Origin of the sequence: Natronorubrum sulfidifaciens JCM 14089 (genome assembly GCF_000337735.1) — an archaeon.
GTDB lineage: Archaea > Halobacteriota > Halobacteria > Halobacteriales > Natrialbaceae > Natronorubrum > Natronorubrum sulfidifaciens.
In genome coordinates this window covers 1-26,024 of the sequence record NZ_AOHX01000058.1, presented here as the reverse complement: position 1 = coordinate 26,024, position 26,024 = coordinate 1, and the positions used below count along the sequence as shown (strand labels likewise).

At 58.9% G+C, this 26,024-nt stretch carries 12 protein-coding genes, 1 rRNA gene and 1 pseudogene; 5 read left to right on the top strand and 9 right to left on the bottom strand.

Annotated features, from left to right (window positions below; genetic code table 11):
- The first annotated feature begins 120 nt into the window (after nt 1-120).
- A complete protein-coding gene (locus tag C495_RS16655; RefSeq protein WP_008165057.1) occupies nt 121-411 on the top strand; it encodes a helix-turn-helix transcriptional regulator in 291 nt (96 codons plus the stop codon).
- Between the two features lie 77 nt (nt 412-488).
- Here C495_RS16655 and C495_RS16650 read toward each other — a convergent pair whose 3' ends face one another.
- The 5 genes from C495_RS16650 to C495_RS16630 all read right to left on the bottom strand — a co-directional run bounded on the left by C495_RS16650 (nt 489) and on the right by C495_RS16630 (nt 9,029).
- The gene (locus C495_RS16650) at nt 489-1,829 is read right to left on the bottom strand and encodes an FAD-dependent oxidoreductase (RefSeq protein WP_008165055.1); all 1,341 of its coding nucleotides are present in this window, start codon (nt 1,827-1,829) and stop codon (nt 489-491) included.
- Nucleotides 1,830-1,981: 152 nt separating this feature from the next.
- Nucleotides 1,982-3,499: a methyl-accepting chemotaxis protein gene (locus tag C495_RS16645; protein WP_008165053.1), complete on the bottom strand. Its 1,518-nt coding sequence runs from the start codon at nt 3,497-3,499 to the stop codon at nt 1,982-1,984.
- A gap of 168 nt (nt 3,500-3,667) precedes the next feature.
- A complete protein-coding gene (locus C495_RS16640) occupies nt 3,668-5,236 on the bottom strand; it encodes a hypothetical protein (RefSeq protein WP_008165051.1) in 1,569 nt (522 codons plus the stop codon).
- The gene (locus C495_RS16635; RefSeq protein WP_008165048.1) at nt 5,233-7,281 is read right to left on the bottom strand and encodes a type II secretion system F family protein; all 2,049 of its coding nucleotides are present in this window, start codon (nt 7,279-7,281) and stop codon (nt 5,233-5,235) included. The genes C495_RS16640 and C495_RS16635 overlap by 4 nt, the downstream gene beginning before the upstream one ends.
- The gene (locus C495_RS16630; RefSeq protein WP_008165046.1) at nt 7,278-9,029 is read right to left on the bottom strand and encodes a type II/IV secretion system ATPase subunit; all 1,752 of its coding nucleotides are present in this window, start codon (nt 9,027-9,029) and stop codon (nt 7,278-7,280) included. Before C495_RS16630 ends, C495_RS16635 begins: the two co-directional genes overlap by 4 nt.
- Before the next feature lie 223 nt (nt 9,030-9,252).
- Between C495_RS16630 and C495_RS16625 the strand changes: the two are divergent.
- The 4 genes and pseudogenes from C495_RS16625 to C495_RS16610 form a co-directional block, all read left to right on the top strand.
- Nucleotides 9,253-9,486, top strand: a pseudogene (locus C495_RS16625) (helix-turn-helix domain-containing protein); the annotation flags it as partial.
- Between the two features lie 38 nt (nt 9,487-9,524).
- Nucleotides 9,525-9,989 carry a pyridoxamine 5'-phosphate oxidase family protein gene (locus C495_RS16620; protein ID WP_008165044.1) on the top strand — a complete coding sequence of 155 codons (465 nt, stop codon included), beginning with the start codon at nt 9,525-9,527 and terminating at the stop codon, nt 9,987-9,989.
- 367 nt (nt 9,990-10,356) lie between these two features.
- On the top strand, nt 10,357-12,114 hold the full coding sequence (locus C495_RS16615; protein ID WP_008165043.1) for a sensor histidine kinase: 1,758 nt from the start codon (nt 10,357-10,359) through the stop codon (nt 12,112-12,114).
- Between the two features lie 78 nt (nt 12,115-12,192).
- A complete protein-coding gene (locus C495_RS16610; protein WP_083902512.1) occupies nt 12,193-22,314 on the top strand; it encodes a right-handed parallel beta-helix repeat-containing protein in 10,122 nt (3,373 codons plus the stop codon).
- A 131-nt stretch (nt 22,315-22,445) separates the two neighbouring features.
- Here the strand turns inward: C495_RS16610 and C495_RS16605 are convergent, their stop codons facing one another.
- The 4 genes from C495_RS16605 to rrf form a co-directional block, all read right to left on the bottom strand.
- The gene (locus C495_RS16605; protein ID WP_008165037.1) at nt 22,446-22,721 is read right to left on the bottom strand and encodes a DUF3006 domain-containing protein; all 276 of its coding nucleotides are present in this window, start codon (nt 22,719-22,721) and stop codon (nt 22,446-22,448) included.
- Nucleotides 22,721-23,689 carry a ComEC/Rec2 family competence protein gene (locus C495_RS16600; RefSeq protein ID WP_008165036.1) on the bottom strand — a complete coding sequence of 323 codons (969 nt, stop codon included), beginning with the start codon at nt 23,687-23,689 and terminating at the stop codon, nt 22,721-22,723. The genes C495_RS16605 and C495_RS16600 overlap by 1 nt, the downstream gene beginning before the upstream one ends.
- A 470-nt stretch (nt 23,690-24,159) precedes the next feature.
- Entirely contained in the window at nt 24,160-25,677 is a 1,518-nt protein-coding gene (locus C495_RS16595) for an RAD55 family ATPase (protein WP_008165034.1), read from the bottom strand.
- A gap of 133 nt (nt 25,678-25,810) precedes the next feature.
- Nucleotides 25,811-25,932, bottom strand: a 5S ribosomal RNA gene (gene rrf, locus C495_RS16590).
- Between the last annotated feature and the right edge of the window lie 92 nt (nt 25,933-26,024).

Below are 26,024 nucleotides of genomic sequence, written 5' to 3'. Positions count from 1 at the left end.
CATACAGTTTTGGTTTCGCGCTCAGTCCACAGAGAGCACGATCCCGTCACACTGCCTGTTAAAATACTGAATGATAATGCATCAGTGATTTTAATGTATTTGGAGACGTAAGAAGGAACTATGTACGACCTGACCGGTTTTCAGCGCGACCTGTTGTACGTCGCTGCCGGACTGGATAACCCCCACGGGCTCGCGATCGAAGACGAACTCGAGAACTACTACGAATCGGAGATCCATCACGGACGGCTCTACCCGAACCTCGATACGCTCGTCGACAAGGGACTACTCGAGAAAGGCAGCAAGGACCGCCGAACGAATTTCTACACGGTTACCCGCCGGGGAACGCGTGAGCTCGAAGACCGACGGAACTGGGAGGATCAGTACATCGACGAACTGCTCGAAGAGCAGTAGGTACGGCCACTGAACGACAGTATCGGAGAAACCGTGGTATCGATCGTCGATGAAAAAGTGTGTGCAACCCGTAGTCGTTACTCGGCGCGCGGGAAGTTGCCGATCGTGTCCTCGCGGAACGCCGCTTCGTCGAACTCGTAGTCGTCGCCGAGGAAGTCGATCAGCGTATGCGTGTCCCGCATGGCGTTTTTGAGACACGTCGAGGCGCCTGGCGACGGCGTGATGTTGAAGATGATGTCTTCGCCGACGATCTTTGCCTCACCCATATCGAGGCTCTTGTTTTTCGTGTCGACGATCTGTGGACGCACTCCACCGTAGCCTTTCGCGCGCTCGATGTCCTCGAGTTCGACGCTCGGGACGACCTTCTGGACGTGCGGGAGGAACGCCTTCGGGCCGGCCGCGGGCAGGTCATAGACGAGGTTTTTGAGCACGTATGGAAGCAGGATGCGATCGGAGAGAATGTTCGCGTAACTCAGGAACGCCGCGGCGTTCAGCCCGAACACGTCGAAGAAGTCTTTGACTGTCGAGATACGGCCGCGCTCGAGAGTCGGAACGAGTTTCGCGGTCGGTCCGAACCGCGTGACACTGGCGTCGTGGACGTCCGCGTCGCCGTGAACCGCAGCGAACGGCAACTTCTTCATCTGGAGCGTGTAGACCTTCCCGTTCAGGAGGTCGTCCGCAAGGAAGAAGCTCCCGGCGATGGGGAGCAAGACCTTGTCCTGTCCATAGCCGAGTTCTTTGGCCATCTGCAGGCTGTGCGAGCCGGCAGCGACGACGGTGGCGTCGGAGTCGAATCGTCCGTGGCTGGTCTCGATCGTGTAGCCATCGAGCGTTGGCGTGATGTCTTTGACCGTCGTGCCGGTGTAGACGTCGACGTTTGCTTCTTCGCTTGCTTCCTCGATGAACGACTTCGTCGTCTCACCGTAGTCGACGACGTAGCCGTCGGGCGTCTGCAGCGCGAGCATCTCCTTGGTTGGATCGCGGCCCTCGACGACCTTGGGCTCGAGTTCGCCGATTTCCTCGCGGCCGATCGGTCGGAGTTTCGGGAAGAGGTCGCCGAAACCGTCGTCCTCATATCGCTCCTCGAGTTCTGCGACTTCTTCGTCGCCGACCCCGAGAACCATCTTGGAGCGCTTCGAGTGCATCTCTCGGTCGGGGTCGTAGTTCTCCAAATACCCCGCGAGGAGTTCTGCACCCTCTTTGACCTCTTCGGCCTTCTCGAGCGTGTAGTTGGTCTCGATATCTCCGAAGTGGAGCGTCTGGGAGTTGTTCGTACTGTGGGAGTTGATCGCTGCGAGCTCGGATTCTTTCTCGATCAGCGCGATGGAGTCGATATCGGTGAACTTGGCGGTCGTGTACAACAGAGACGCGCCACTGATACCGCCACCGACGATGACGAGGTCATATTTGCCAGACATTGTTGTTTTTCGGGTAGCTATTTTGACCAGTGTACTCGAAACAGATAACTCATATTCTTTCGATCAGGTTTTCGACAACCGTCGAAGTGTCCGTCGACGCCTCGAGAGCGAAACCCTACAGAAAGGCGTCTGACGGTCAAAAGACGCCCACTTCAGGATTTGGTGATCGCGTTCAATGGCGGAGTTGTTGTGGTGTCAGTCGCAAACGTCTCGAGTTCGTCCGAGAGCAGTGACGCCTGTTGGGCGAGGTTGCTGATGGTCTGTGACATTTCCGAGAGCGCACCCGTCTGCTCTTCGGCGGCAGCGGCGACGGTTCCGGCCTCGGTGGTCGTCGTCTCCGAAATCGCGGTCGCCTCATCAACCATCGCGACGACCTGTTGGGTCGAGGCAGCCTGCTGTTCGGTCGCCGCAGAAATGTCCTGTACGCCGTTGTTCGTGGTTCGTGCGTCCGCTGCAATCGTTTCGAGGGCTGTCGCGACGTGCTCGACCGACTCACAGTGGTCGTCGATCGTCTCGCGAGTCGCCCGAACACGGGCAGCCGCCCGGTCCGTCTGCCCTTTCACGTTCTCGATGAGTTGTTCGATGTCCGTAGCGGCGTCTTTGGTCTCAGCAGCGAGGTCTTTGACCTCCTTTGCAACCGCTCCGAAGCCGTCACCGCCGGTCTCGGACGATCTGGCGACCTCGATATTGGCGTTGAGTGCCAGCATATTCGTCTGTTCTGCGACTGCCGTGATGACCTCGACCAGTTCGTCGATCTGGTCGATTTCGGACTGGAGTCGTTCGATTTCCTCGAGGGCCCGCTCGGATTCGGCGTCGATCTCGTTCATTCCGTCAATTGTCGACTGGGCTTTCTCGTAGCCATCGTCGCTCGTTTCGGCCGTTCGCTCAGCCATATCTGCAACTCGATTCGACGACGACGCGATTTCCTCGATCGTACTCGAGAGTCCGCCGATCTCGTGGTCGACCGACTGCAGGCGCTCGTGTTGTTTCTCTGTGCCGTCGGCGATCGTCTGAATGGACTCGGTGACTTGCTCCGAGGCCGATCGAACGTCCTCGGAACTGGCCGTCGCTTGCTCGGAGGCAACGGCGACATCGTCCGAAAAGCGCTTGAGTTGGTCGACGGTCGACTCGATCGTCGAAACCATCTCGTTGAATTCGGTTGCGATCTCGCCCATTGCGTCGTTTTCACATTCGGGGTCCATCCGACGGGTCAGATCACCGGCCGCACACGCCTGCATGACGTCGGCGTACTCGTCGGCTTGCTCCTCGAGGTGGGTGTTGAGTCGTTCCGTCTCCTCTTGCAAGCGAACGGCGTCGTTGCGCGCACGCTCTGTCGCTTCCATTTCGGTCTGCAGTGATTCACGTTTGTCCTGTAGGTCGTTGATCGTGAGGAGTCCAGTGTTGACCACGAGAAAGACAAACAGCGCACCGAACAGGAACACGAGCCCAGTAAGCAACTGGAAAACGACCTCATACCCGCTGGTTGATACCCAGATGGCTGCGGCGTATCCGACCAAGAAAAACGCCATCAGCGCGAACAGGCCACGCCAGCGCCGTTGGTACGTCGTCTCATCGAGGTGTTCCAACAGCGTTCGCGTATGGACGAGCGAGCCGACCATGACGAGCGCGCCCGAAACGATGAGCAGCGAGACGATCAGAGAGACGTCCATACAGATACCCCACGATCACAGCCACGAGACGGAACGACCTCCGTTGCCTTCCAGAGCGGGGTCGGACGCGCGTCGCCCCTCACATCGAGTGTCCACAGTCGCGTTTGCTCGAACATTATGCTATACAATATATAACAATCTTAATAGGTTTTTTGTTAGGCTGACCGTTCAGGTCGAGTCAGGGATCCACTCGTCGACGGCACTCGTGCCATCAGTTGTGTAGACGATCGCGTTGATTCGATACTCGGTACTGGGTTCTGACTCAGACCGTCGCTCGAGTCGTTGTGTGACCGTCGCACTGGTGCCAGAGATCGTCGAATCGGTCACTGTCACGAGGACGTCGCCGGTTGTCGAATCGATGAGTTCGAACTCGACGTGTGAGAGGTCGGCCTCGGTGCTGTCCATCTCGGCTGTCACCTCGTAGCGGTCGAACACTGGATTGCTCTGATCGTCGACGTTCGTGATCTGTATTGTCGGACCGTCCCGTTCAGATGGATCATCTGGTTCCGACTCATCAGGTAGATCATCTGATCCGTCTCCTGTCGACTCACCCCAGACACGAAGCTCAAACGTCACCGTTTGCTCGGCAGCACCATCTTCGAACGTCGCTTCGACAGTGACCGATTCGACGCCGTCGACAGTCTCGGGTGCGTCGTAGACGAAGGCCGTCCGACCGTCGGTATCCGAGCGTTGCTCGGTCGCTCGGATCGTTCCGGGACCGGAGACGACATCGGCGGTGACTGAGACACCACTAACCGGATTGTCGAGTTCGTCTCGGGCTTCGGTGACGAGTCGTTGCTGGGTTCCCGCGCGGACGCTCGTCTCGTTGCCCGCGACGTCGGTGAGGTACGTCGGCGTCTGTGTCACCGAGCTGTGGCCCACGCCAACCTGAGCGAGCTGGAGGTCGTAGGTCACGTCTGACTGTAACGTCACAGTGAGTTCACCACACGGCCCGGGCGTCTCGTTCGCACAGCTGTAGTCGGTGACGTAGCGGTCGTTGTCCGGATCGCCGTTCGGATCGTGCTCGGACTCGAGCAGTGACTCCCATTCGGATTCGTCGAGGTCGGTCGGGAGCGTCAGCGTGATTGGGTCCTCGCGGTCGGTGACGGTGACCGTTCTAGTCTCGGCGCTCGAGGGAGTGAGATCGACGAGCGTTCGATCGACGCCGGTGTGGCGGTACTCGCCCGCAACGGTCGTCAGTGAGAGTGTTCGGCCGTCGATGACACCGCGGTCTTCGGTTACGATCGTCGTGTCGTCGACTCGGTTGTACAGCGCGCCCAGTTCAACTACCGTCGCCGGGGCGTTGTCGTACTCGTTGTAGCGAGGCTCGTAGACGAGTGAGCGCGTCGAGATCGACTTCGTGTCGCCGTCCCAGTAGTCGCCCGTTGCACCGTTCGCGTGGGCACCGTCGATAGTAATGGGGCTCGCCGACGCCGTTTCGATGGTCCCGGATGCCGGCGGTGGATTCACTAGTACCACTCGAGACGGGTAGCGCACGCCGGGAGTGATCGCGACGGACTCGCCTGTTCCGGTCGTCGCTGTTCGCTCGAGGCCCGCCGTGAGGTCTTTCAGTTCGCCCTGGACGTGCTGGTTGTGCTCGAACTCCGTCTGACTCGTCAGAGCGGGCACCGCATTGAGCTGTAACAGACCGAGTAAGGCCACGAGAATCGCGAGTAAGAGAATCGCGCCGATGAGCGGCGAGACGGCACGGGCGTCGAACCCGTTGTGGAAGGTCATACGATGAGAAACACCCCGGTGATGAGTACCGTCAGCGCGATCGCGTACTTCAGACCGCTCAGAAGGCTGTTCTCGGTGAGTTTGCCACCGATCAGCCCGGCCACGATCCCCTGAATCAGTGCCGAATGAAAGAAGACTGTTCGATACACGTCGACGTCGATCGAGAGCGCTGCCGGCGCCATTGATTCTTGGTCCGTGTCCGGAACAGCGGTCTCAGCCATCGGTCCAAGAAAGCTCGCGTTCAAGACAACAATAACGAACAGGTAGACGAACGATCCGATGAACACGATCGCCAGATATGGGCTGACTTCGTTCCGCCGGGCCGACTCTTGGCGTGCGTAAATCCGTAGCTCCTTGCCTGCGATTTCGAGGACTTCGTACAGTTCGCTACTGATCCGATTGCCCTCGGCGACGATCGTCAACGTCGGCGCGACTCGAGGGATCGGCAGCCGATCAGCGAGGCGACGGAACGCCGTCGAGGGGTCTTGGTTCCAGACGATATCGTTTCGAACCGTCGTGAGCTCGTTTCGGATCGGCCCAGTACCCGCACTCGAGACCTGTTCGAACGCGGCGGTGAGGGGGACGCCCATCCGGTTTGCGTTCGCCAGCGTCTCCAGAACGTCCGGGAACTGATCGATGACGGCGCGCTCACGTCGTCGATTGCGTTCGTACAGCAACGAGACGGGAACGGTTGTGATGAGGCCGGGGAGAAGAGCCAGCCAGATCGTCGTCCACACTGGTCGGGCAACGATTTCGGTGGCCGTTGGCTGAACCACGCCGGCGAGGACGACACCGGCCGCGAAAAGAGCCCCGAGTGGCGCTGTCAGGGCAAACCCGTAGGCCGGCTGTCGGATGACGTATTCGGCTGCGTTCGAAAGTCGCGTACGAACTCTCGTCTGGAGGCGGGTTCGTTGGTACGCCTGATATCGGGGGTCGTCATCCAGCGACGAATCGGTTGTGACCGGCCCGGCCTCATTGTGGCCGTTCGGTCGCCGCGATGTGTCACTCGACACCGACGGGGTCAGCTGCTGTGGTTGGGCGACCAGATCGACCAGCAGGAAGAATCCAGCCGCACACAACGGCAAGACGACATAGATCACAACGACGATTTCGAGGACGCTGACCCCGCCGAGCAGTCCGATAACTAACAGCGTGATAATCAGAAACAACGGCCCGGCGACGAACGCGGCGATGAACACCTCGCTCAGTAAGCCGAGCCGTTCGATAAACGCCTCCTGTTGCTGGAGGGCAAGTTCGGCCTGTTCGTCGATTTCGTCCTCGAGAAACCGACTGACATCGCCACCCGACTCTAGGACGCCGAGGACGTTGTCCAGAAACTGTTGGAGGTTCTCGCTCGGCGTTCGATCGCTTGTTCGGGCAAGCGCAGTCTGGAAGTCGGCACCGAGGAGATCCATCTCACGACCGATCTGGCTGAACTCTGCTGCAATCTCTCCATACACTTCTTCTTCGTCCGCCAGCGACCGAATCGCGGTGATGATATCGACGCCGCCGCCGGTCATGGCGTACAGAAACGTGATCGCGGAAGGCAGTCCGAGGTCGATTTCGCTTCGACGCGCTGCGACGAGGCGACGTGGCTGGTAATGAACCCGAAATCCCCACACCGCACCACCACAGGCGAGTGCTCCGGTTGAGACGGAGCTGATGGCGAGTGCTGCTGTGTTCACCGACGTAAGGCTTGCCGCCTCGAGTAGCTGATTGGAAACGTCAGCGAGGCTCACAACAGCGAGGACAATACTAACGAGCACTGCGCCGCCGAGAGCGGCTTTCAGACTCGCCACGGCACTCTGCGCGAGGTACGCATCGACGGCCGTTGAAAGCCGGGCCTGTGCGAGCCGCCGTTTCAATCCAGTGTACCGTTCCGAATGGCGTTCGAACCACGAACGCAACCGGCTGTGGTCGTTGCTGAACGCGGCCTGTCGTTGTTCGGCTGCCGTTGACTCGTTGTCGACGCCGTTCGGATCGTCATCGCCAGCGCCCCCGTCGAGCGCTCGCGCGTCGTCGACACGCCGCGTGTCCCCGTTCACGTCGGCTCCTCCATCGCCTCACGAAGTCTGGTCTCGAGGGCGTCATCGTGAACGAGGTCAACAACGGCATCCGGCTGGCGCGCGAACATCGTCGTTGCTTTGACGACCGTGTCGTAGTCATCGAGGTCGTTTGCGAGCAGATACTCGAGGATCTCTCGACGCCGCCGAAGTTCAGTCTCGACGCGGTTCGACGACCAGCCACGTTCCTCACGGATGTCCTCGAGTGTTCGTGACGTTCGTGCCCGGTCGAACCGGTCGGCAGCTGGGTCGCGTTCGAAAACCGCACGGGTCTGTAGCGTTCCCGGGTCGTCGTTTCGGGAGATGATCTCGACGATTTCGTCGTTTCGACGGACCGGGTGCCCGTCGACGCGGACCTGTTTCTGAATCGAGACGAGGTCGAGTTCGGCGAGCATCTGTCCGGGAACGCCAAGTGGCTCGTTTTGCATCCGACTCAACAGCCCCTGAATTGAGTTCGCGTGAAACGTCGTATACGCCGTGTGGCCGGTCGAAATCGCCTGAAAAAACGTCGATGCGACCCGCGGGTCCGTTCGAATCTCACCGACAAGGATGTATTCGGGTCGCTGTCGCAGACTCGAGTTCAGGAGGTTATACATCGACACTTCGCCGCGTCCCTGATCGCCCGTTGGCTCTCGCGAGACGCTTTGAATCCAGTTGTCGTGTGGTAACGACAGTTCGGGCGTGTCTTCGATGGAGACGACCTTGCTCTGCGGTGGGATGAAAAACGACATCGAGTTCATGCTCGTCGTCTTTCCAGACCCCGTCGCCCCGGCGAATAACAGCGAGCGATTGTTCTGGACGGCAAACCAGAAAAAGGCCATCTGCTCGACACTGAACGTACCGACGTCGATCAATTCGACCGGGGTAAACGGCGTATCCGTAAAGTTCCGGATCGTGAAGTTCGATCCCCGTGTCGTCACGTCTCCACCCAGCGTTGCCTGCACACGAGAGCCGTCCGGAAGACTTGCGTCGACGAGCGGAGTCGACACCGAGAGATGTTTGCCGGCTCGTTGGGCGAGTCGCAAGACGTACGAATCGAGCTGCTCTGCGCCGAGTCGACGGTTCGTCGCCACGTTTCCGTGTTCGCGATGATAGACGTACAGCGGGATCTCCGCGCCGCTACACGAGATGTCCTCGACTGCTTCAGCACGCATCAGCGGGTCGATCGTCCCGTAGCCAATGAAGTCCCGACGCAGATAGTAGAGGATTTTGTGTAGTGATGTCTCGGAGACTGTCGTGGCTTGTCTCTGGATTACGTCTCTTGCTTGCTCGTCAAAAACCTGCTGAGACGGCCGTTTACCGGTCTCATCGGCGTACAGTAGTTCGCGTCGGAGCGTCTCCTCGAGGTCGTCACGAACGTACTGTTCGAACTGATCGAGGTGTGGTTCGACGATCCAGAGACGAGGCTCATCCGTCGAACTGTCGAAGACAGTCGCAAGGTAGGCATAGGGCTCGTTGACCCACGTCCACTCCTCACAGCGGTATCGCTCGAGGGAGTCGAACTCGAAAAACGTCTCGTCGATTGTCGGCTCACGGGGTGGCTCGAGCGGGTCGTCCTCGAACAGCGGCCTCGAGTGAGTCCGTGCCGATGCGAGAACATCATCGATCGCGTCGGTTGTCGTGCCGTCGGGAATCGACTCGGACATGGTCGATTCCGTTGTTATACTCTCTTCCCTGTCGGTCCCTTTGTTGGCGTGTTCACCCTCGAATGCGGGCGTCTCGTCAGCCATGTTCGTCAGTAGCGGTCATGCAGTTGGGTCGCATCATAACTCAACAGGGAGTTGAATAGTGTCGATTACTAACTTGAGGACTTAAATCCTCGTTTTGAGAGTGAATCGGCGGTCGTTTGTGGATGTGGTTCGCTGCACCGACAGCATCACCGTGGTTGGGGATGAAGCCGACAACCAGTGACACAAATCAGTAAGTAGACACGTCTAAAACAAAGAGACAGCGATGGAGTACAGTCACCGCTACCACGCCTACCCGACACAAGAGGTAGCGGAGTGGCTGGAACACCAACTCGACGTTCATCGCCAACTCTACAACCACGTCCGCTGGGACTACGAGAACAGCCCAGAGGACGACAAACCGTCTGAGTACGATCAGAACAACAAACTCCCCGAGTGGAAACGCAAGTGGCCGGTGTTCGGTGAACTGCACTCGAAAGCCGCACAAGCCATCGTCGCGGGGTAACATTCAATCTATCTTGCTGATACGCTAGTAGTATGCACGACCAAATCGGTTACTCGCTGTCAACTGCTGAAGCGACCGCGTTTCTCGAACAGCAAGGACATGGAACGCTCTGTCTGGCGAACGACAACCGTGCGTACGGACTGCCGATCTCGTATGGCTACGATGAAGGCTATGATCGAATCGTGATGGAGTTCGTCTCGACTGACTCGAGCAAGAAAGAGCAGTTCGTCTCAACGAGCGAAGAGGTAACGTTCTCGACGTACGCCTTCCAAGACACATCGACATGGGCGAGTGTCATCGTGACTGGGACGATCCATCACATCCCATCGGAAAAAGTCTCGAGTCGGGTTGCCGCCCTGTTTTTCGGTCGTGCCGACGACGCTGCGGGCGATATCCGCTGGATGGACGACGAGACGTTCGACAAATCGTGGTACGAAATCGACATCGAGACGCTGTCCGGCCGTCGCGGTGAGAAGGTGCCGACACAAGAACAGTGACATTCGCCCGTCTCTGCAGTCCTGTTTAGCATCCTGTCGGACAACAGTCAGTACACGCCCGATCGCGTCTCACGGCCCGCCGGCGACGACGAGCGTTTGCGTGCGATCGGTGCATGAATCGTGTTGTCGGAAAGTATCTCCACAACTCCGATCGCTGTCGTTCGCCGAAAACCGAGATCGGTACGTCCCAAACGCTGTTGGCGGCGATTGGTCCACACTAACACTGGAGTAACAGCCTCCGTCTCTCAGTTGCGAGCCGTTTTTGAGTCGGGTGTTGGGATGGTGATCTCATCAATAATTTTATTATTGCGATATTCCTACTGGACATATTATAGCCGCATCTTCACTTTCAACCGCACTGTTCGCGATGTGGGAGTGGCAGTGGACGATCTATACGCTGTTTCTGCTGTTAGCGGCGGCAACGATGGGTGTCGTCGCTGTTGGTGCGTGGCAAAAGCGCGACGTTCCCGGTAGCACCGCGTTTTTGTTGCTGATTGGCGCGATGATGCTGTGGGCTGTTACATATGGATTGCAGATCGCTGGCGCAACTGAAGGGACGAAACTGTTTTGGGCCAATGCCAACCACATCGCCGTCGCTGCCGTCCCAATCGCGTGGATCGGGTTTGCGTTGCAGTTTACCGGTCGAGATCACTTACTTACGCCACGGACGCTTGGCACACTATCGGTGGTCCCAACGGCGTATCTCGTGCTTGTCTGGACAAACCCACGACACGAGCTGATCCGTCAGACGTTCGGTATCAAGTCCGTTAACGATGGATCGCTACTGCTTATCGATCAGGCGTTCGGGCTGGCGTTCTGGGTTCACGCAGCGTACGGCTATGCACTCATGGCCGCTGGTGCAGTACTGTTTGCACAGCTCTTCGTCTGGGCACCGAAGGTGTATCGTCGACAAGTGGGGCTGTTACTGCTTGGTGCAGTCGTTCCGATGGCGGCTAACCTTGCGTTCCATACCGATCTCTACGTTCCATCGAATTTCGATCTCACACCGTTCAGTTTCGTCGCAACTGGTGTGTTATTTTTTGCAGCCATCTATCACTATCAGTTGCTAGATCTGGTTCCGATTGCTCGAGAGACGGTTGTTGATACCCTTTCTGAAGGGATCATCGTCATCGACAGCCAACAGCAAATCGTCGACATCAACGATGCAGCAGCAACGATACTCAAACTTGACGGCGACGCAGTAATCGGTACCAGTGTCCATCAGACTCTTCCAGAGATAGTAACGGAAACGGAGCCCTCCGAAGACAGATCCACCGTTAGCAGCGAGATTTCGTGTGAAATCGATGCGACACCGCGGAAGTTGGCCGTGACGAAGACACCACTGGTCGACGTCAATGGGAACCTGATTGGCCGAACGATGACACTCCGAGATGTGACCGAAAAGCGTTCGCTCGAGGCAGCGCTTTCGGCTCAGTTAGATGAGGTGATGGCGGTAAACCGCGAGTTGGAGACGTTTACGACCGCAATCTCTCACGACCTGCGGCAACCAGCGCGAACGACCGAACGATACATCGACCGCGTCCGTCGGTCAGAGCCGGAACTCTCGGCCGAGAACGACGAGATACTCGCGGTGGCACAGACGAACGCCGAGCGAATGCAGACGATGCTGTCGGACCTGCTCGAGTATTCACGAATCGAACGCAACGACGACCAGTTCGAACCGGTCTCGCTGGCTGCTGTCGTCGACCAGGCGACGACGAGCCTTCGATTCTCGATCGAAGAGACCGACACGACAGTCTCCGTCGGCGAGTTGCCGACAGTGAGCGGCATTGAACACCAACTTGTTCGGCTCTTTCAGAACCTCATTTCGAACGCAATCAGGTACTCTGGTCCTGCGCCGCCGGTGATCTCGGTCGAGGCCACAACAACCGAGACCGAACACGTGCTCACCGTCACAGACGCAGGTGTCGGTATCGACCCGGACGAACTCGAGTACGTCTTCGAGCTATTCACCAGAGGCCAGCACGCAGAACAGACGCCCGGAACAGGTGCTGGACTGGCGCTGTGTAAGAAGATCGTGGAACAACACGGTGGGTCGGTCGATATTGAATCCACACTGGGGGAGGGAACCACAGTGATCGTTCGGCTTCCGAAACGAGAGTGACCTACTTAGACTGAGCTAAGTACCCCACTACGGTCTGGCTAAGCAGAATGTTATGATACATTGAGAATTATCTTTACCATGACAAACGCGGAGCGGACTTCGATACGACGGAAATCGCGAGTACTCGTGGGACTCGCTATTCTGGTGATCTGTGGTGCTGCCCTCGCTGTGGGTGTGGCCGGTGCTGTGACACCCACTACGGTTGAGAGCGACGAGAGCATTCAGGGCGCAATCGAAGCTGCCGATAACGAGGATACGATCTACGTCGAATCTGGAACGTTCGACGAATCGCTGGTCATCGACGTCGACGGTCTAACGCTTGCAGCCGTTGGCGACGAGCCGACGATACTCGACGGCACCCAAGCCGCAGGTTCGACTGGTATCATTGTTACGGCGGACAACGTCACGATCGAGGGCCTCGAGGTCCGTGAGTTCGACGAACACGGAATCAGCGTGCAGGACGCATCCGACGTCACTATCGACGGCGTGACGGTAGCTGATAACGGAGGGGTCGGTGTTCACGTCGAGGGAACTGACGAGGGAACCGACGAGAAACGGGTTCTGACGGGCATCGAAATCCGTGGGAACACCGTTGAGAACAACAGCCAATCTGGTGGCGACTCGGGTATTTATGTGCAAAGCGTCAACGGTGCAGTCATCGAGGATAACGAACTCGAGCGGAACGAGGTGGCAATTTTGGCTGAAGAATCGATCGGCGTTGAGATCCGAGGTAACGGCGTATCTGATTCACGCGACGACCGACACCAAATCCAGGCGATCGATTCACAGAACGTCGTCATCGAGAACAACACGCTCACCGACGTTGGCCGGGGGATACTGGTCTACGAGGACGGATTCGACCTGCCCGACATCAAACCGTTTGACTCATCGAACGCGGAGATCCGCGGTAACGACATCACGAACGTCGGGAACGGCGCGGCGATCCAGCTCGGATTCAGTCCAGGACCCTCTGAGACGTACAACGGCTCCGCGAACGCCCTCATCGAGGGCAACGTCATCGAAAATACCTCCGGCTCGGCACTCAATCTTGCCGGGTTTTCCTCTGGAACTATCATCGAGAACAACGAGATAACGAACGGTGGTCCCTCGGGGGTATTCGTTACACGAGGAGGTGGCTTCGATCTAAATGAGGTCGATTCAACCCGTTTCGATACGACCGACGTCACGGTCAGAAACAACCGATTCAACGAGAGCAACGCGGGTGTACGGCTCCAAGCGACCACGCGCGTCACCGTCGAAGGTAACGTCCTCGCTCGAAACGACGTCGGGATCTCGTCGTCGTCGAACCAGACCGAAACGGTGCTCCAATACAACGAGATCACCGACAGCACCGACGCCGGCATCCGGTTCTCCGGCTCGGCGGGCGACCTTCACGCCTACGGGAACCACATCGAAGGCGGCGACGGCAACGGCATACAGGTCGGCTCCGCCAGCGGCGGTACCTTCGAGAACAACACGATCATCGACGTCGGCCGGTTCGGCGTCGTGTTCTACGACGATTTCTTCACCGGCCCGGGCGATGGGCGGGCAACTGACGGGGCATTCGTCGACCAGCGAAACGAGGGCTCAGTGATCGACAACGAGATCACGAACGCCGGCGTCGACGGCGTCCGCGTCGACTTCGGGACAGGGATCGAGATCCGCGACAACGAGATCACCGACAGCGCCGAACACGGGGTCCGTCTGGCGTACCGGTCTGCAACCGCACCCGGTAGCAACGTCCCGGAGGACTTCTTCCGTGCAGCTGAGGACACCACCGTTTCCGGTAACGAGATCGCCGGTAGCGGCGAGATCGGGCTATACGTCGACACGATCACAGCCCCAATCACGCCGGACGGACGCGGTGGTGGGACCGGCTCACCTCCCGACCCCGACAACGAGTTCCCGACAGGCGTGTTCGTGACCGACAACCGATTCGAGTCGAACGGGAACGGCACCGTATTCACCCCCTACGTCTCCGAGATCGAGATCGAGGACAACGAGTACGTCGGCCACGAGACCGATCTCGTCCTCGAGCGCGTGAGCGACGTCGAACTGTTTGAGAACACCCTCGAGTCCGGACTCCTCGTCGACGGCGACGAGCTCGAGCACTTCGCACACGACGTCGACAACAACGTCTTCGAGGACGGCTCGCCGCTGTTCTATGCAACCGGCGAGTCCGGGACGACCGCTCCGGAGAATGCGAGACAGGCCTTCGTCGTCGACTCAACTGATGTCACGGTTGAAAACATCGACACTGAGGGGATGCCGATCGGCGTCCTCGTCGTCGAAAGCGACGACGTGACGCTTACAGACGTAACGGTGACCGAAGCGGGTGCAGGGGGCGAGCATGCGATCGCAGTGCTCGGCGGAACGGACGTCGACATCTCAGAGACAACGGTTGAAGGATACGCCACTGGCGTCGAGTTCGACGGCGTTGAAAAGGCAACGTTCGTCGATGGGAAAGTCTCCGACAGCACCGGCGACGGTGAGGATACGGGTGGCATCGTCGCCACCGATTCGGACGACGTGACGATCTCGACGACCGAACTGACGGGACACGCTTCTCACGCGATTCGCTTCGACGAGGTCAAGACGGGAACCATCGAGGCAAACGACGTCAATGAATCTGGTGGCGGGATCTGGGTTCGAAACTCAGGTGCAGTTGACATCTCTGACAACGAAGTTCTGAACGTCACCGATGGAGGAATCGACAGCGATGACACCGCCGCGACGATTGACTCGAATCTGGTTGTTGATGGTGATATCGGTATTCGGGGGTTCGACGCTGAGGCAGTAACAAACAACACCGTCCGCGACAACGCCGGGAACGCGATTGTCGCTGACGGCGTCATCGCCGATAACCACGTGGAGAACAACGGTGGCTACGGTATCCAAGGTTGGTCAGCAATCAGTGAAATCACGGACAATACCGTACTTGAAAACGACGGATACGGAATCCGAGTTTTCTCTGCGACAACAGCGACCGTTGAGAACAATGAGGTCAAAGACAACGATGGCCTCGGAATATGGGTCCGTAACAGTGACAGTGTTACACTAATTAATAACCACGTTCGGAGTAGCAGCGACCATGGTATCGAGTTGGACTCTGGATCTGGTGTAACCGTCGAAGGAAACACGATCGTCGACAACGATAGAGACGGGATCAATATCAACGAAGCCGCTGATGTTGAACTACTCGGCAACGATGTCAGTGGACACATTGACGGTGGATCCGGATTCGCTGCTGGTGTCAGGATCAATGCCGACGGTGCGGTCATGGTTGATTCGAACACACTTGATTCGAACAGCTTTGGACTCCGTATCGAATCAGTCGGTAACGGCGACATCGACATCACGGGTAATCAAATCAACAATGTCTGGGGCGTGTACGTCAGCCCGGATGCTAATCAAATATCGGTAACCGAAAACAACATCGCTGGAAACAGCGGTTACGGCCTCCGATACGACGGTCACTCGCCCGCACTCGAGGCGACGAACAACTGGTGGGGTGCCGAGAGCGGGCCGAGCACCACCACCGGGAGCGACGAGCCGTTTGTCGACGCCGAGGATACGGACGTCGTTGCGGACGGCGACGGCGACGAGATCCAGATCGACAGTGGGCCGATCCAGTTCGCTCCGTTCGCGACGGCCCCACAGAGCGACGGAGACGACCTCGAGGAATCCGACGGGACGATCACCGGAACGATCGTCGACGAGGACGACAATCCGATCGCAGGAGCAGAACTCACCGTGATCGAACAGGTCGATCTCAACGAACCGGCGACCGCACCGGACGGGTTCACAACGGTCATCGTGACGGACGGTTCCGGCGAGTTTTCCGTCGACGTGCCACCAGGTGCCTACAAATTCGATCCGATCGCGGCGACTGGTTTCGCCGACGGGTACAGACAGAACGTCGAGGTCCAGTCCGCGGAGGAAACGGCGCTCGATCCGATCACGCTCGATTCGATTCCCGTTCTAACTGGAACGGTAACAGACGCGGAGACCGGCGAGCCGGTTGCCGGTGTCGAGATCGAATCTCGGTTCTTCGCGAGCAGTCCGTTGTACACGGCGGTAACCGACGCCAATGGCGAGTACGCGATCAACATCCCTGAACACAGTACGCAAACACCGTCAGTTGCTTTCGACACGGCCGGTTACGACCAGCAGATAATCACTGTCGATGAAGACATCCTCGACGGTGAGGTGTTCGACATCGAACTCACCCCGATTCCGGACCCGGGCACGATCACCGGTCAGGTGACCATGCAGGAGACCGGCGAAGCCGTGGCGAACGTCTTCGTCAGCGCTGGCGGCCAAAGCGACGTGACGGGCGAGGACGGCAGCTACGAACTTACGCTCCAACCGGGTACGTATACTGTTTCGACGTTCTCGGAGGATCCATCGCTCGGGACGGTAACCGAAGAGAACGTCGTCGTCGAAGAGGGTGAAACGACGACACTGGACCTCGAGATCGAGCCACCGGTTGCTCCGGGAACGATCACGGGGACCGTCACTGACGGTGAAGATCCCGTCGCAGGTATCCCGGTGCAGGTCATCGATATGGAAACCGGGGAACCGGTCGCCAGCGACTCACACGTGGCTCCTCGGATGATGGACGGCGATACCACGTCGGGTGAGTTCGATGCGGAGCCGATCGAACTCGGTCTCGTTACGAACGAAAACGGCGAGTACGCGATCGATGTGCCGCCGGGAACCTACGAGGTGAGCGTCCTTACGGACGAGTGGATAGCGATCCCCGTCTCCGACGTGTCGGTTGACGAAGCAGCAACCGAGACGGTCGACCTCGAGGTCGAACCGCTACCAGACCCCGAAGACGTCAAACTCACGGTGGAGATCCTCACCGACGAGAGCACAGTCGACGTCGAAGACGGCGAGGAGATCACAGTCGTCGCCGAGGTCACCAACACAGGTGACGTCGCTGCAGCCCAGTTCACCGCACTCGGCGTCGTCGAAGCCGGCGTTCTCGATGGAGATGAACTTCCCACGAATGTCGACACGCTGTACGACGAAAGCAGCCTGATGCCGCGTGTCTTGGGGCCGGGTGACACCTTCACAGAGACGTTCTCCTTTGAATCCGACCTCGCGTACGATGGCGCTGAGGCGGTCGTCGTCACGGGTATCACGAACGATCCGGACCCGGTTGCGTTCGATACGGCCGCGCTTTCGGTGTCGCCGGTCGACGACGAACCGACTCCTGATCCAACCCCCGATCCAACCCCTGATCCAGATCCCGAGCTTGCAGTCCTCGAGGCGGCTGTGATGCCGACGCAACTCGTACTCGGCGAGGACGCGACGATCGAGGCGACGGTCGAGAACGTCGGCGATGGAGACGGTGACCTGACCGTTCCGCTCGAGGTCAACGGCCAGACGGTCGAGAGCACGACGGTCACGCTCGAGGCGGGCGAGAGCACGGATGTCACGTTTACGTGGACCTTCGAAAACGCCGGTGAGTTCCAGTTGGGTGTCGGCGGTGTCGACGCTGGAATAGTCACCGTCACTGAAGATCCCGACGCGGACATCCTCATCTACGGCGCAGACGTGAACCAGTCGTCGGTCGTGCTCGAGGAGACGATTACGATCACCGGCGATCTGCTCAACAACGGCGGCCCCGGCACTTACGACGTCGACCTAAACATCGACGGAGAGCGCGTCGAAACCACGACCGTTGAAGTCGGCCCGGGTGCGACGCCCGGCGGTGTGGAATTCGAGTGGACGCCGACGGAAGCGGATCTGCCTGCCGGCGAAGACGAAATGAACGTGACGATCTCGCTCAACGGGTTCGTTGTCGAGACGGTATTTGTCGAAAACCAGTACTCCGACATCCAAGTCATCGCTGCGTCCGTCTCTGAGGACGAAGTCGTACAAAATGAGGAGCTCTACGCCATCGGTAGTATCTATCAGGCCGGCACAGTCTCGGGTCCCGAGACGGTCGAACTCACCGCCACGAACACCGAGACAAACGAGCGCGAAGTTGTGGGTACTCAGGAGATCACGCTCGAGCCTGGCTTCTACCACCTCGGTGCGCTCAACATCTCGTTCGTCCCGGATGAGGCGGGCACCTACGATCTCGAACTCGGCGACCGCCATGCCGGCACGATCGAGGTTGAACCTGCTGAATCGGACATTCAGGTCATCGCGGCGTCCGTCTCCGACGTGGAAGCCGTCGAAGGCGACGAACTCTACGCAGTCGGGAGCGTCTACCAAGCGGGGAACATCGACGGCCCGGAGACGTTGGAGCTCACCGCCACGAACACCGAAACCGGCGAGCACGAAGTCGTGGGGACTCAGGAGATCACGCTCGAGCCCGGCTTCTACCACCTTGGCGCGCTCAACATCTCGTTCGTGCCTGACGAAGCTGGCACCTACGACCTCGAACTTGGCGACCGCCATGCCGGCACGATCGAGGTCGAACCTGCTGAATCAGACATTCAGGTCATCGCGGCGTCCGTCTCCGACGTGGAAGCCGTCGAAGGCGACGAGCTCTACGCAGTCGGGAGCATCTACCAAGCAGGTAACGTCGACGGCCCCGAGGAGATCGAACTCTCCGCCACGAACGTCGAGAGTGGTGAGACGAACGTGCTCGGCAGCCAAACCGTAACTCTCGAGCCGGGCTACTACCACCTCGGCGCGCTCAACGTCTCGTTCACCGCCGAACCGGGAACGTACGATCTCGAGCTCGGCGACCGACACGCCGGCACGATCGAGGTCGAAGAAGCCGAATCTGACATTCAGGTCATCGCCGCGAGTGTCTCCGACGTGGAGGGTGTTGAGGGCGACGAGCTCTACGCCATCGGCAGCATCTACCAATCCGGCAACGTCGACGGTCCCGAAGAGATCGAACTCACCGCCACGAACGTCGAAAGCGGTGAGACGGACGTGCTCGGTAGCCAAATCGTAACTCTCGAGCCCGGATACTACCACCTCGGCGCGCTCAACGTCTCGTTCACCGCCGAACCGGGAACGTACGATCTCGAACTCGGCGACCGACACGCCGGCACGATCGAGGTCGAGGCAGCGTACTCCGACGTCCAAGTGATCGCTGCGGGCGTCTCCGAGGTCGAAGTCACACAGGGCGACGAGCTCTACGCGACCGGCAGCATCTACCAAGCAGGTAACGTCGACGGTCCCCAGGAGATCGAACTCACCGCCACGGACGTCGAAAGCGGTGAGACGAACGTGCTCGGCAGCCAAACCGTAACTCTCGAGCCGGGCTACTACCACCTCGGCGCGCTCAACATCTCGTTCACGCCCGACGAACCGGGCGATTATGAGCTGACGCTTGGCGATCGCGAGATCGGCACGATCACTGTCGACGAAATCGTCACCGACATCCGGGTGATCGGGGCGTCGGTTTCGGCAGTGGATATCCTCGAGGGAGAGCCGGTTCACGTGACCGGCAGTATCTATCAGAACGGTAGCCACGAGGCGACCGAGACGATCGACCTCACCGCCACGCACGTCGAAACTGGCGAGCGCGAGGTCGTGGGCTCCCAAGCGGTGACCCTCGAGCCGGGCTACTACCACCTCGGCGCGCTCAATATCTCGTACGTCCCCGATGAGCCGGGGACGTACGACCTCGAACTCGGAGATCTCGACGCCGGCACGGTCGACGTCGAAGAAGCATACTCCGACGTTCAGGTCATCGCTGCAGGCGTCTCCGAGGTCGAGCTCGTCGAGGGTGAGGAGTTGTTCGTCACCGGCAGCATCTATCAGAACGGCACAGTCGACGATCCCGAGACGATCGAACTCACCGCCACGAACACCGAGACCAACGAGCGCGAGGTTGTGAGGTCACAAGAAGTAACACTAGAGTCCGGCTTCTACCACCTCGGCGCACTCAACGTCTCGTTCGCGCCCGACGAGGCAGGGACGTACGACCTCGAACTCGGTGACAGAGATGCCGGAACAGTCGAGGTCGCCCCCGCCGAATCCGATATTCAGGTCATCGCCGCGGGCGTCTCCGAGGTCGAACTCGTGGAGGGCGAACAGACCTACGTCACCGGCAGCATCTACCAGAACGGCACGATCGACGGCCCCGAGGAAATCGAACTCACCGCCACGAACACCGAGACCGGCGACACCGCCGTCGTCGGCACTCAGGAGGCCACGCTCGAGCCGGGCTACTACCACCTCGGCGCGCTCAACGTCACCTACGCTCCCGAGGAGACGGGCACCTACGACCTCGNCACCGAGACCGGCGACACCGCCGTCGTCGGCACTCAGGAGGCCACGCTCGAGCCGGGCTACTACCACCTCGGCGCACTCAACGTCTCGTTCGCGCCCGACGAGGCGGGAACATACGACCTCGAACTCGGCGACCGACACGCCGGCACGATTGAAGTCATCCCCGCCGAATCCGACATTCAGGTCATTGCCGCGGGCGTCTCCGAAGTCGAACTCGTCGAAGGACAAGAGATTGACGTCACCGGCAGCATCTATCAGAACGGTACGATCGACGGCCCCGAGGAAGTCGAACTCACCGCCACGAACACCGAGACCGGCGACACCGCCGTCGTCGGCACTCAGGAGGTCACGCTCGAGCCGGGCTACTACCACCTCGGCGCGCTCAACGTCACCTACGCTCCCGAGGAGACGGGCACCTACGACCTCGAGCTTGGCGGGAGAAACGCTGGCACGGTTACAGTCACCGAACCAACCGTCGAGGCGTCGATCATCGACGTCGCGGGCCACTCAGTCGGCTTTGATCCCGAGACCGAGACGGAACAGGTGTACGCGAGCGAGGACGTTCCTGTCACCGTCGAGATCGACGCCGATCTTGACCTCGAGACGGTGAACGTGTTAGTGAGTTCACTCGAGACGAATTACGTCCGCTCGTTCGAGGCGAGCCATGACGAAGGCGAGACGTGGACGGCGACGGTTTCGCCTGCTTCGGTCGAAGACGACGGCCGTTACGAAGTGTCAGTGGTGGCCGTCGACCAAGTTGGCAGCGTCGGAATGGACGCCGCAGACAATCCACTTGTGATCGACCGCGACGCGCCTCGCCTCTCGGCGACCCTCGAGGACATCGACGGCGAGGGCGCGACGGTCGTCGTCGAGAGCGACGAGCCACTTGCAGAACCCCCCGAGGTTGAGGGTGTGTTCACCGCGCCCAATGGCTCGACTGACAGCGGGTCGGTCTCGGTGCTCCCCGTCGGCGGAAGCGACACCCACTTCACCGGCACGTTCGCCACCGGCGAGACCGGAACCTACGAGATTACGAGCGTCGGTACCGACCACGCCGGGAACGAAGGAACGGACACCGCGTCGGTCACCGTCGACACCCGGTTCACCCTCAACGATGGCGTCATCGAGATCGACGACACCGGCACCGCCATCGCCTTCGAGGTCGCTGAGGAGGCCGACGAGGCAATCCTCACGCAGGACCTGTTCGTCTCACTGTCGGAGACGACCGCCAACGCGAATCTCGAGGACGGCGACCTCGGGGTCGGCTTCATCACCGCAGACCTCGACAACCTGCTCGACTACTACCTCGAGGAGGGCACTGTCGAGAGCGCGTCGATCTCGATGGCGATCGACGAAGAAGAACTCCCCGGGAGTGCATCGGCCGACGAAGTCGAGTTACACTACTACGATGACGCAAGCGGGAGCTGGGACCCTGTCGCAGGGTCGACCGTCACGCGGATCGACGACGATCCGTTCCTCACGGCCTCGGTTACTGGCTTCTCCACCTACGGCGCGTTCGTCCCCGATACCGAGTCGCCGGTGATCAGTGACCGATCACCGGCCGACGGCTCGACGCTCGATTCGGATGTCGAAAAGACGACAGTCAGATTCGAGTACGACGATGATCGCTCCGGTATCGACATCCGTTCAGTCACGATGGAACTCAACGGTGAAGACGTCACAGCGAGCGACGACACCGACATCACCTCCTCGGCAGCAGAACACACCCTCACACTCGAGGACGGAGTGTCCTACAGTGCAACCATCACTGTCGCCGACAACAACGGAAACACCGCTACCGCCGACACGGAGTTTAGTGTAGCCGAGTCCGGCAGCGACAGATCGGAGTCAGATAGCTCAGAAACGTCGGACGACAGTGTCGATGGTCAAGATGACGGAGTTCCAGGCTTCGGTATCCTCGTTTCGCTCGTCGCACTCCTCTGTCTTGCCGTCACAGCGCACCGCCGCGTGTCAGCATGCCGATCATAAACCAGCAAGCCCTCCCGCTCGCCTGATGGCTATGAACGTACGGCTTTCTGCCGAGAGATTGCAGAAGAATTACGAAACAGATCACAACCTCTGTGCTCACTAAGCACGTGTAGTATTACACTACTCTACTGTTACTCTCGATCCGACAACCTCGTCGAGAGACGGTCGAAGCGCTCCTGTGCAGTCTCTTTACGGGACTGTGTGACTTCAGGGAGATATTCGGCTTCACAGAGTTCGCTTGCTTCAACAGCAATCTCGAGAACCGCCCCTTCGTGCTGAGCCGCTGGCGGCAGCGTCGCTACGTCGACATCGAGTTGGTCGACGGTTTCGTCGTCCTCTTCGAGCAAGAGCACCGCTATCTGCCCATCGACGATTCGATCGAGCGTCGCGGTGTAGGTTTCGGTCATTAACTCGCTAGTGGTGCTGTAGGCACGTCAATCGGATGGGTGAGCGACGCTTGCGTGTCGTCATCGTCAGCTGGCTTCTCCTCGAGGAGAGCCGCAGCATCAGTCGAGAACTCGTGTTCCGTCTCGAGTTCGACATCGCTCCCGTCAGTCGTGAGGACGACGTCGCCGTGAACGGCGGTCCAGTACGTGTCGATGCCTCGATCGGCGAAGTCCTCGAGAACCTCGTCGTGTGGATGTCCGTACTGGGAGTCGTACGCACTCGAGATGATCGCCACGTCCGGTGTAACCTGATCCATGAACGGCGTTGTCGAGGACGTCGTCGAACCGTGGTGGCCCGCTTGGTAGGCATCTGCTTCGAGTCGGTCTCCGTGTTCGTCGACCATCCGTTGCTCCGCACCGGCTTCCGCATCGCCGGTGGTGAGATAGGAGAACGCACCGAACTCGATGGAGAGCGCCACACCGTTATCGTGAAGGTCTGAGCCCGAGTCTCCTGCAGGCGGGTTGAGCACGTCGACGTTCGCGTTTCCGAACTCGAAGTGATCGCCGTCTTCGACGACCTCGAGTTCGACGTTGTGGTCTTCAACGGCGTCGAGATACCGCTCGTACGTCTGGCTCGTGTGGACAACGCCAGAGTCATAGGCCACACCGATACCGTTCCGTTCGGTTTCGTAGTGTTCGATAATCGCATCGTGGCCGCCGATGTGATCGGCATGCCCGTGTGTTGCAACGAGATGGTCGATTCGATCGACGTCCTGGTCCTCGAGGTACTCGATCACGCCGGCTCCTGCTTGGGGCCAGTCGCCGGAATCGATGAGCATCGTCTCACTGGATGGTTCGATCAGAAGCGTGGCGTCGGCTTGGCCGACGTCGATGTGGTGGATCTCGAGGTCACCATCGGTCTCTCCTTCGACTGTCTGCTCACCGTTATCTATACTAGTCCCATCAGCACAGCCCGCAAGAACGAGCATCGCTGCGACAGAACAATCAAGAGAAGTCGTTTCATCGTTTGTGTGACTCGGTTACCGCTACATGACCGTTCGGAATTCCATGAGGTAGGAATCGGGTGGAACGGAACGGATTGCGTCCCGTGCGGAGGCGGCTGCCCGACTACTGTAAGCGAACCAGACGGTACCCTCGATTCTACCGACGCTTGCTGGCGTCCCCGTGGCAAAAACACCGGGACGCCGTACACGGTCGAGGAAAGGGTAACAGCAGTTTGGCACCGCCAGTAGTCCACCAGTCCGACGCTGTTGGACTACCCGTGCCCAAAAGGGTTGGTAGTCAGGAATTGGACTACAAACCAGAAACTCCCATCGCTCGGGATTCAGCTGCGTTCACGCAGAGATGGATGTAAACCCCCTCAGAAGTGCCACAGAACGAGTCTCAAACCGTTCTTTTCGGTCCAGAGATCAAACTACAGACTCGAGCATGAATCGGATCACGTGACAACTCTGACGTACGGCGATCTGTCGAGATATTCAATGAGTCGAACGGCCCCGACATCTCCGGTCGAACTCTTCCGGAGTTGGATGTACTGCAGTCCACTGTCGTTCAACCACGTCTCGAGAACCTGCGATGCGGTATCGACGTAAAACGTGGTGAGGTCATCCTGCAACAGTGCTGGATTATGAATGTCGACGACGGTATCAGACGACGTGAGGACAGTCGATTGGAGCCACGAGCGAACCCGTCGCGTTGATTCCGCGCCAAGCATGTGTGCTAGCGTGTTCGTATCGAGTGCCATGACGACCCCGTCACCACGCGCACGATTGTGAACCGTCGCCATTGCATCTTTAATCCCGCGCTCGTCCGCGATAGATTTGAAGACGTTCTGATGGTCTTCCCACACGCCGTTGTGGTCGAAGACGAACAGCCGATCGGCGTCAAGGCGGTCGTCCATCGACGTGCCAAGACGCTCGAAAACCGACTGGGGAAACAGCGGCTGAGAGTCGATGCGTGGTAAGAGCGCGACAGACCGATCCGATGAGAGTAAATTCGAGAGAATAATGTAGAGAATCCCGCCAACCTCGGCTTTCCCATCGTGCTGGAAAACCGTACTCTCGCCAGCTAAGAGCCCGTCGCCGAGTAACGAATCCAACCCATCGATGCCAGTTGGAATGTGGTCAGCGACCAACAGCTCAGAGCTGAACGTCCGTTTCTCCGGAAGGATTCGAATACCGCCGTTGTCGAAGACCAACTCGAACTGTCGAGAATCGTAGTCGACACCACGCATCTTCGTGACCTCGAGCAATCGCCGATCCGATCCGCGGAGTCGCTCGCGAGAGAGACGAATAACCCCATGTAAGTTGTATTGTGTGAGCTCATCGACAGAGAACTGACCGAGCGGGTTGCTGTCGTACTGTGGGTGTGATGATTCCGCTGTGAATACCGCTGTCGCATCGTGGCGATCGTTCAAGAGTTGGATGAGATCCAGGAGGAGTCGCCGATACGTGTTATCGTTTTGGCTGACACTTTGGAGACCGGAGATGCTGTCGATGACCACACGATCACCGGACACGTTGAACCGGAAGAACTCGCGAAGATTCGAGGGTGTGAACTCGATGCGGTGATCGTCGATCTCGTTGTTTCCCTCTAGCGTTCGGAGGAGATACTGCCCCTCGTCGTCAGATCGGTCCGTGCCGTACGTCTCGACGATTGTTCCCTGTTCGTACTGTTCGGTCCCACTCCCCGGACGAGCGTGCAGTGAGATGACGGTCAACAGCTCGTCTTCGAGATCGAACGAAAACGGCTCGAACGTATCACGTAACTCCTCGAGCGTCTGTTCAGTACTTACGTACGTACAGGGTGATCCCTCCTCGAGTCCAGCCTGTAAGAAATTCATCGAGAGTGTCGATTTGCCGGTTCCTGGCGGTCCAGTAACGAGGACCGTTCGATTCTCTTGGAACCCACCATCGAGGATCTCGTCTAGCTTACTGATCCCCGTCGAAACAGCCATACCATCTCTACGAATCGAGTCGTAATAATCTCGAGGGTATTGAATGTCTGTTTTGAAAGAACAAACTGTGAGGACAAGTACGGAACTCCCAGACAGCCACAGCTGGTGCTCTCTGAGATGTGTGAAGTATGAATGGAAGCGGCGAAACGGATTTCCCAGAGGCTCGCGCACTCCAGTACTCACCGTAACGCAGGCGAGCTTATCTTCCGTGTTCGGGATGGGTACGGGAGGAACCTCGCCGCTCTGGCCGCTGTAATGCCGACCGGCGGAATCGAACCGCCGTCAGACCACTGTCGGTCGCGGATGAAGTATGAATGAAGGCGGCGAAACGGATTTCCCAGAGGCTC

Bases quoted from the DNA above. Each gene is read 5' to 3' on its own strand.
- C495_RS16655 (WP_008165057.1), top strand. From the start codon at position 121: ATGTACGACCTGACCGGTTTTCAGCGCGACCTGTTGTACGTCGCTGCC.
- C495_RS16650 (WP_008165055.1), bottom strand. From the start codon at position 1,829: ATGTCTGGCAAATATGACCTCGTCATCGTCGGTGGCGGTATCAGTGGC.
- C495_RS16645 (WP_008165053.1), bottom strand. From the start codon at position 3,499: ATGGACGTCTCTCTGATCGTCTCGCTGCTCATCGTTTCGGGCGCGCTC.
- C495_RS16640 (WP_008165051.1), bottom strand. From the start codon at position 5,236: ATGACCTTCCACAACGGGTTCGACGCCCGTGCCGTCTCGCCGCTCATC.
- C495_RS16630 (WP_008165046.1), bottom strand. From the start codon at position 9,029: ATGGCTGACGAGACGCCCGCATTCGAGGGTGAACACGCCAACAAAGGG.
- C495_RS16620 (WP_008165044.1), top strand. From the start codon at position 9,525: ATGCACGACCAAATCGGTTACTCGCTGTCAACTGCTGAAGCGACCGCG.
- C495_RS16615 (WP_008165043.1), top strand. From the start codon at position 10,357: ATGTGGGAGTGGCAGTGGACGATCTATACGCTGTTTCTGCTGTTAGCG.
- C495_RS16605 (WP_008165037.1), bottom strand. From the start codon at position 22,721: ATGACCGAAACCTACACCGCGACGCTCGATCGAATCGTCGATGGGCAG.
- C495_RS16600 (WP_008165036.1), bottom strand. From the start codon at position 23,689: ATGCTCGTTCTTGCGGGCTGTGCTGATGGGACTAGTATAGATAACGGT.
- C495_RS16595 (WP_008165034.1), bottom strand. From the start codon at position 25,677: ATGGCTGTTTCGACGGGGATCAGTAAGCTAGACGAGATCCTCGATGGT.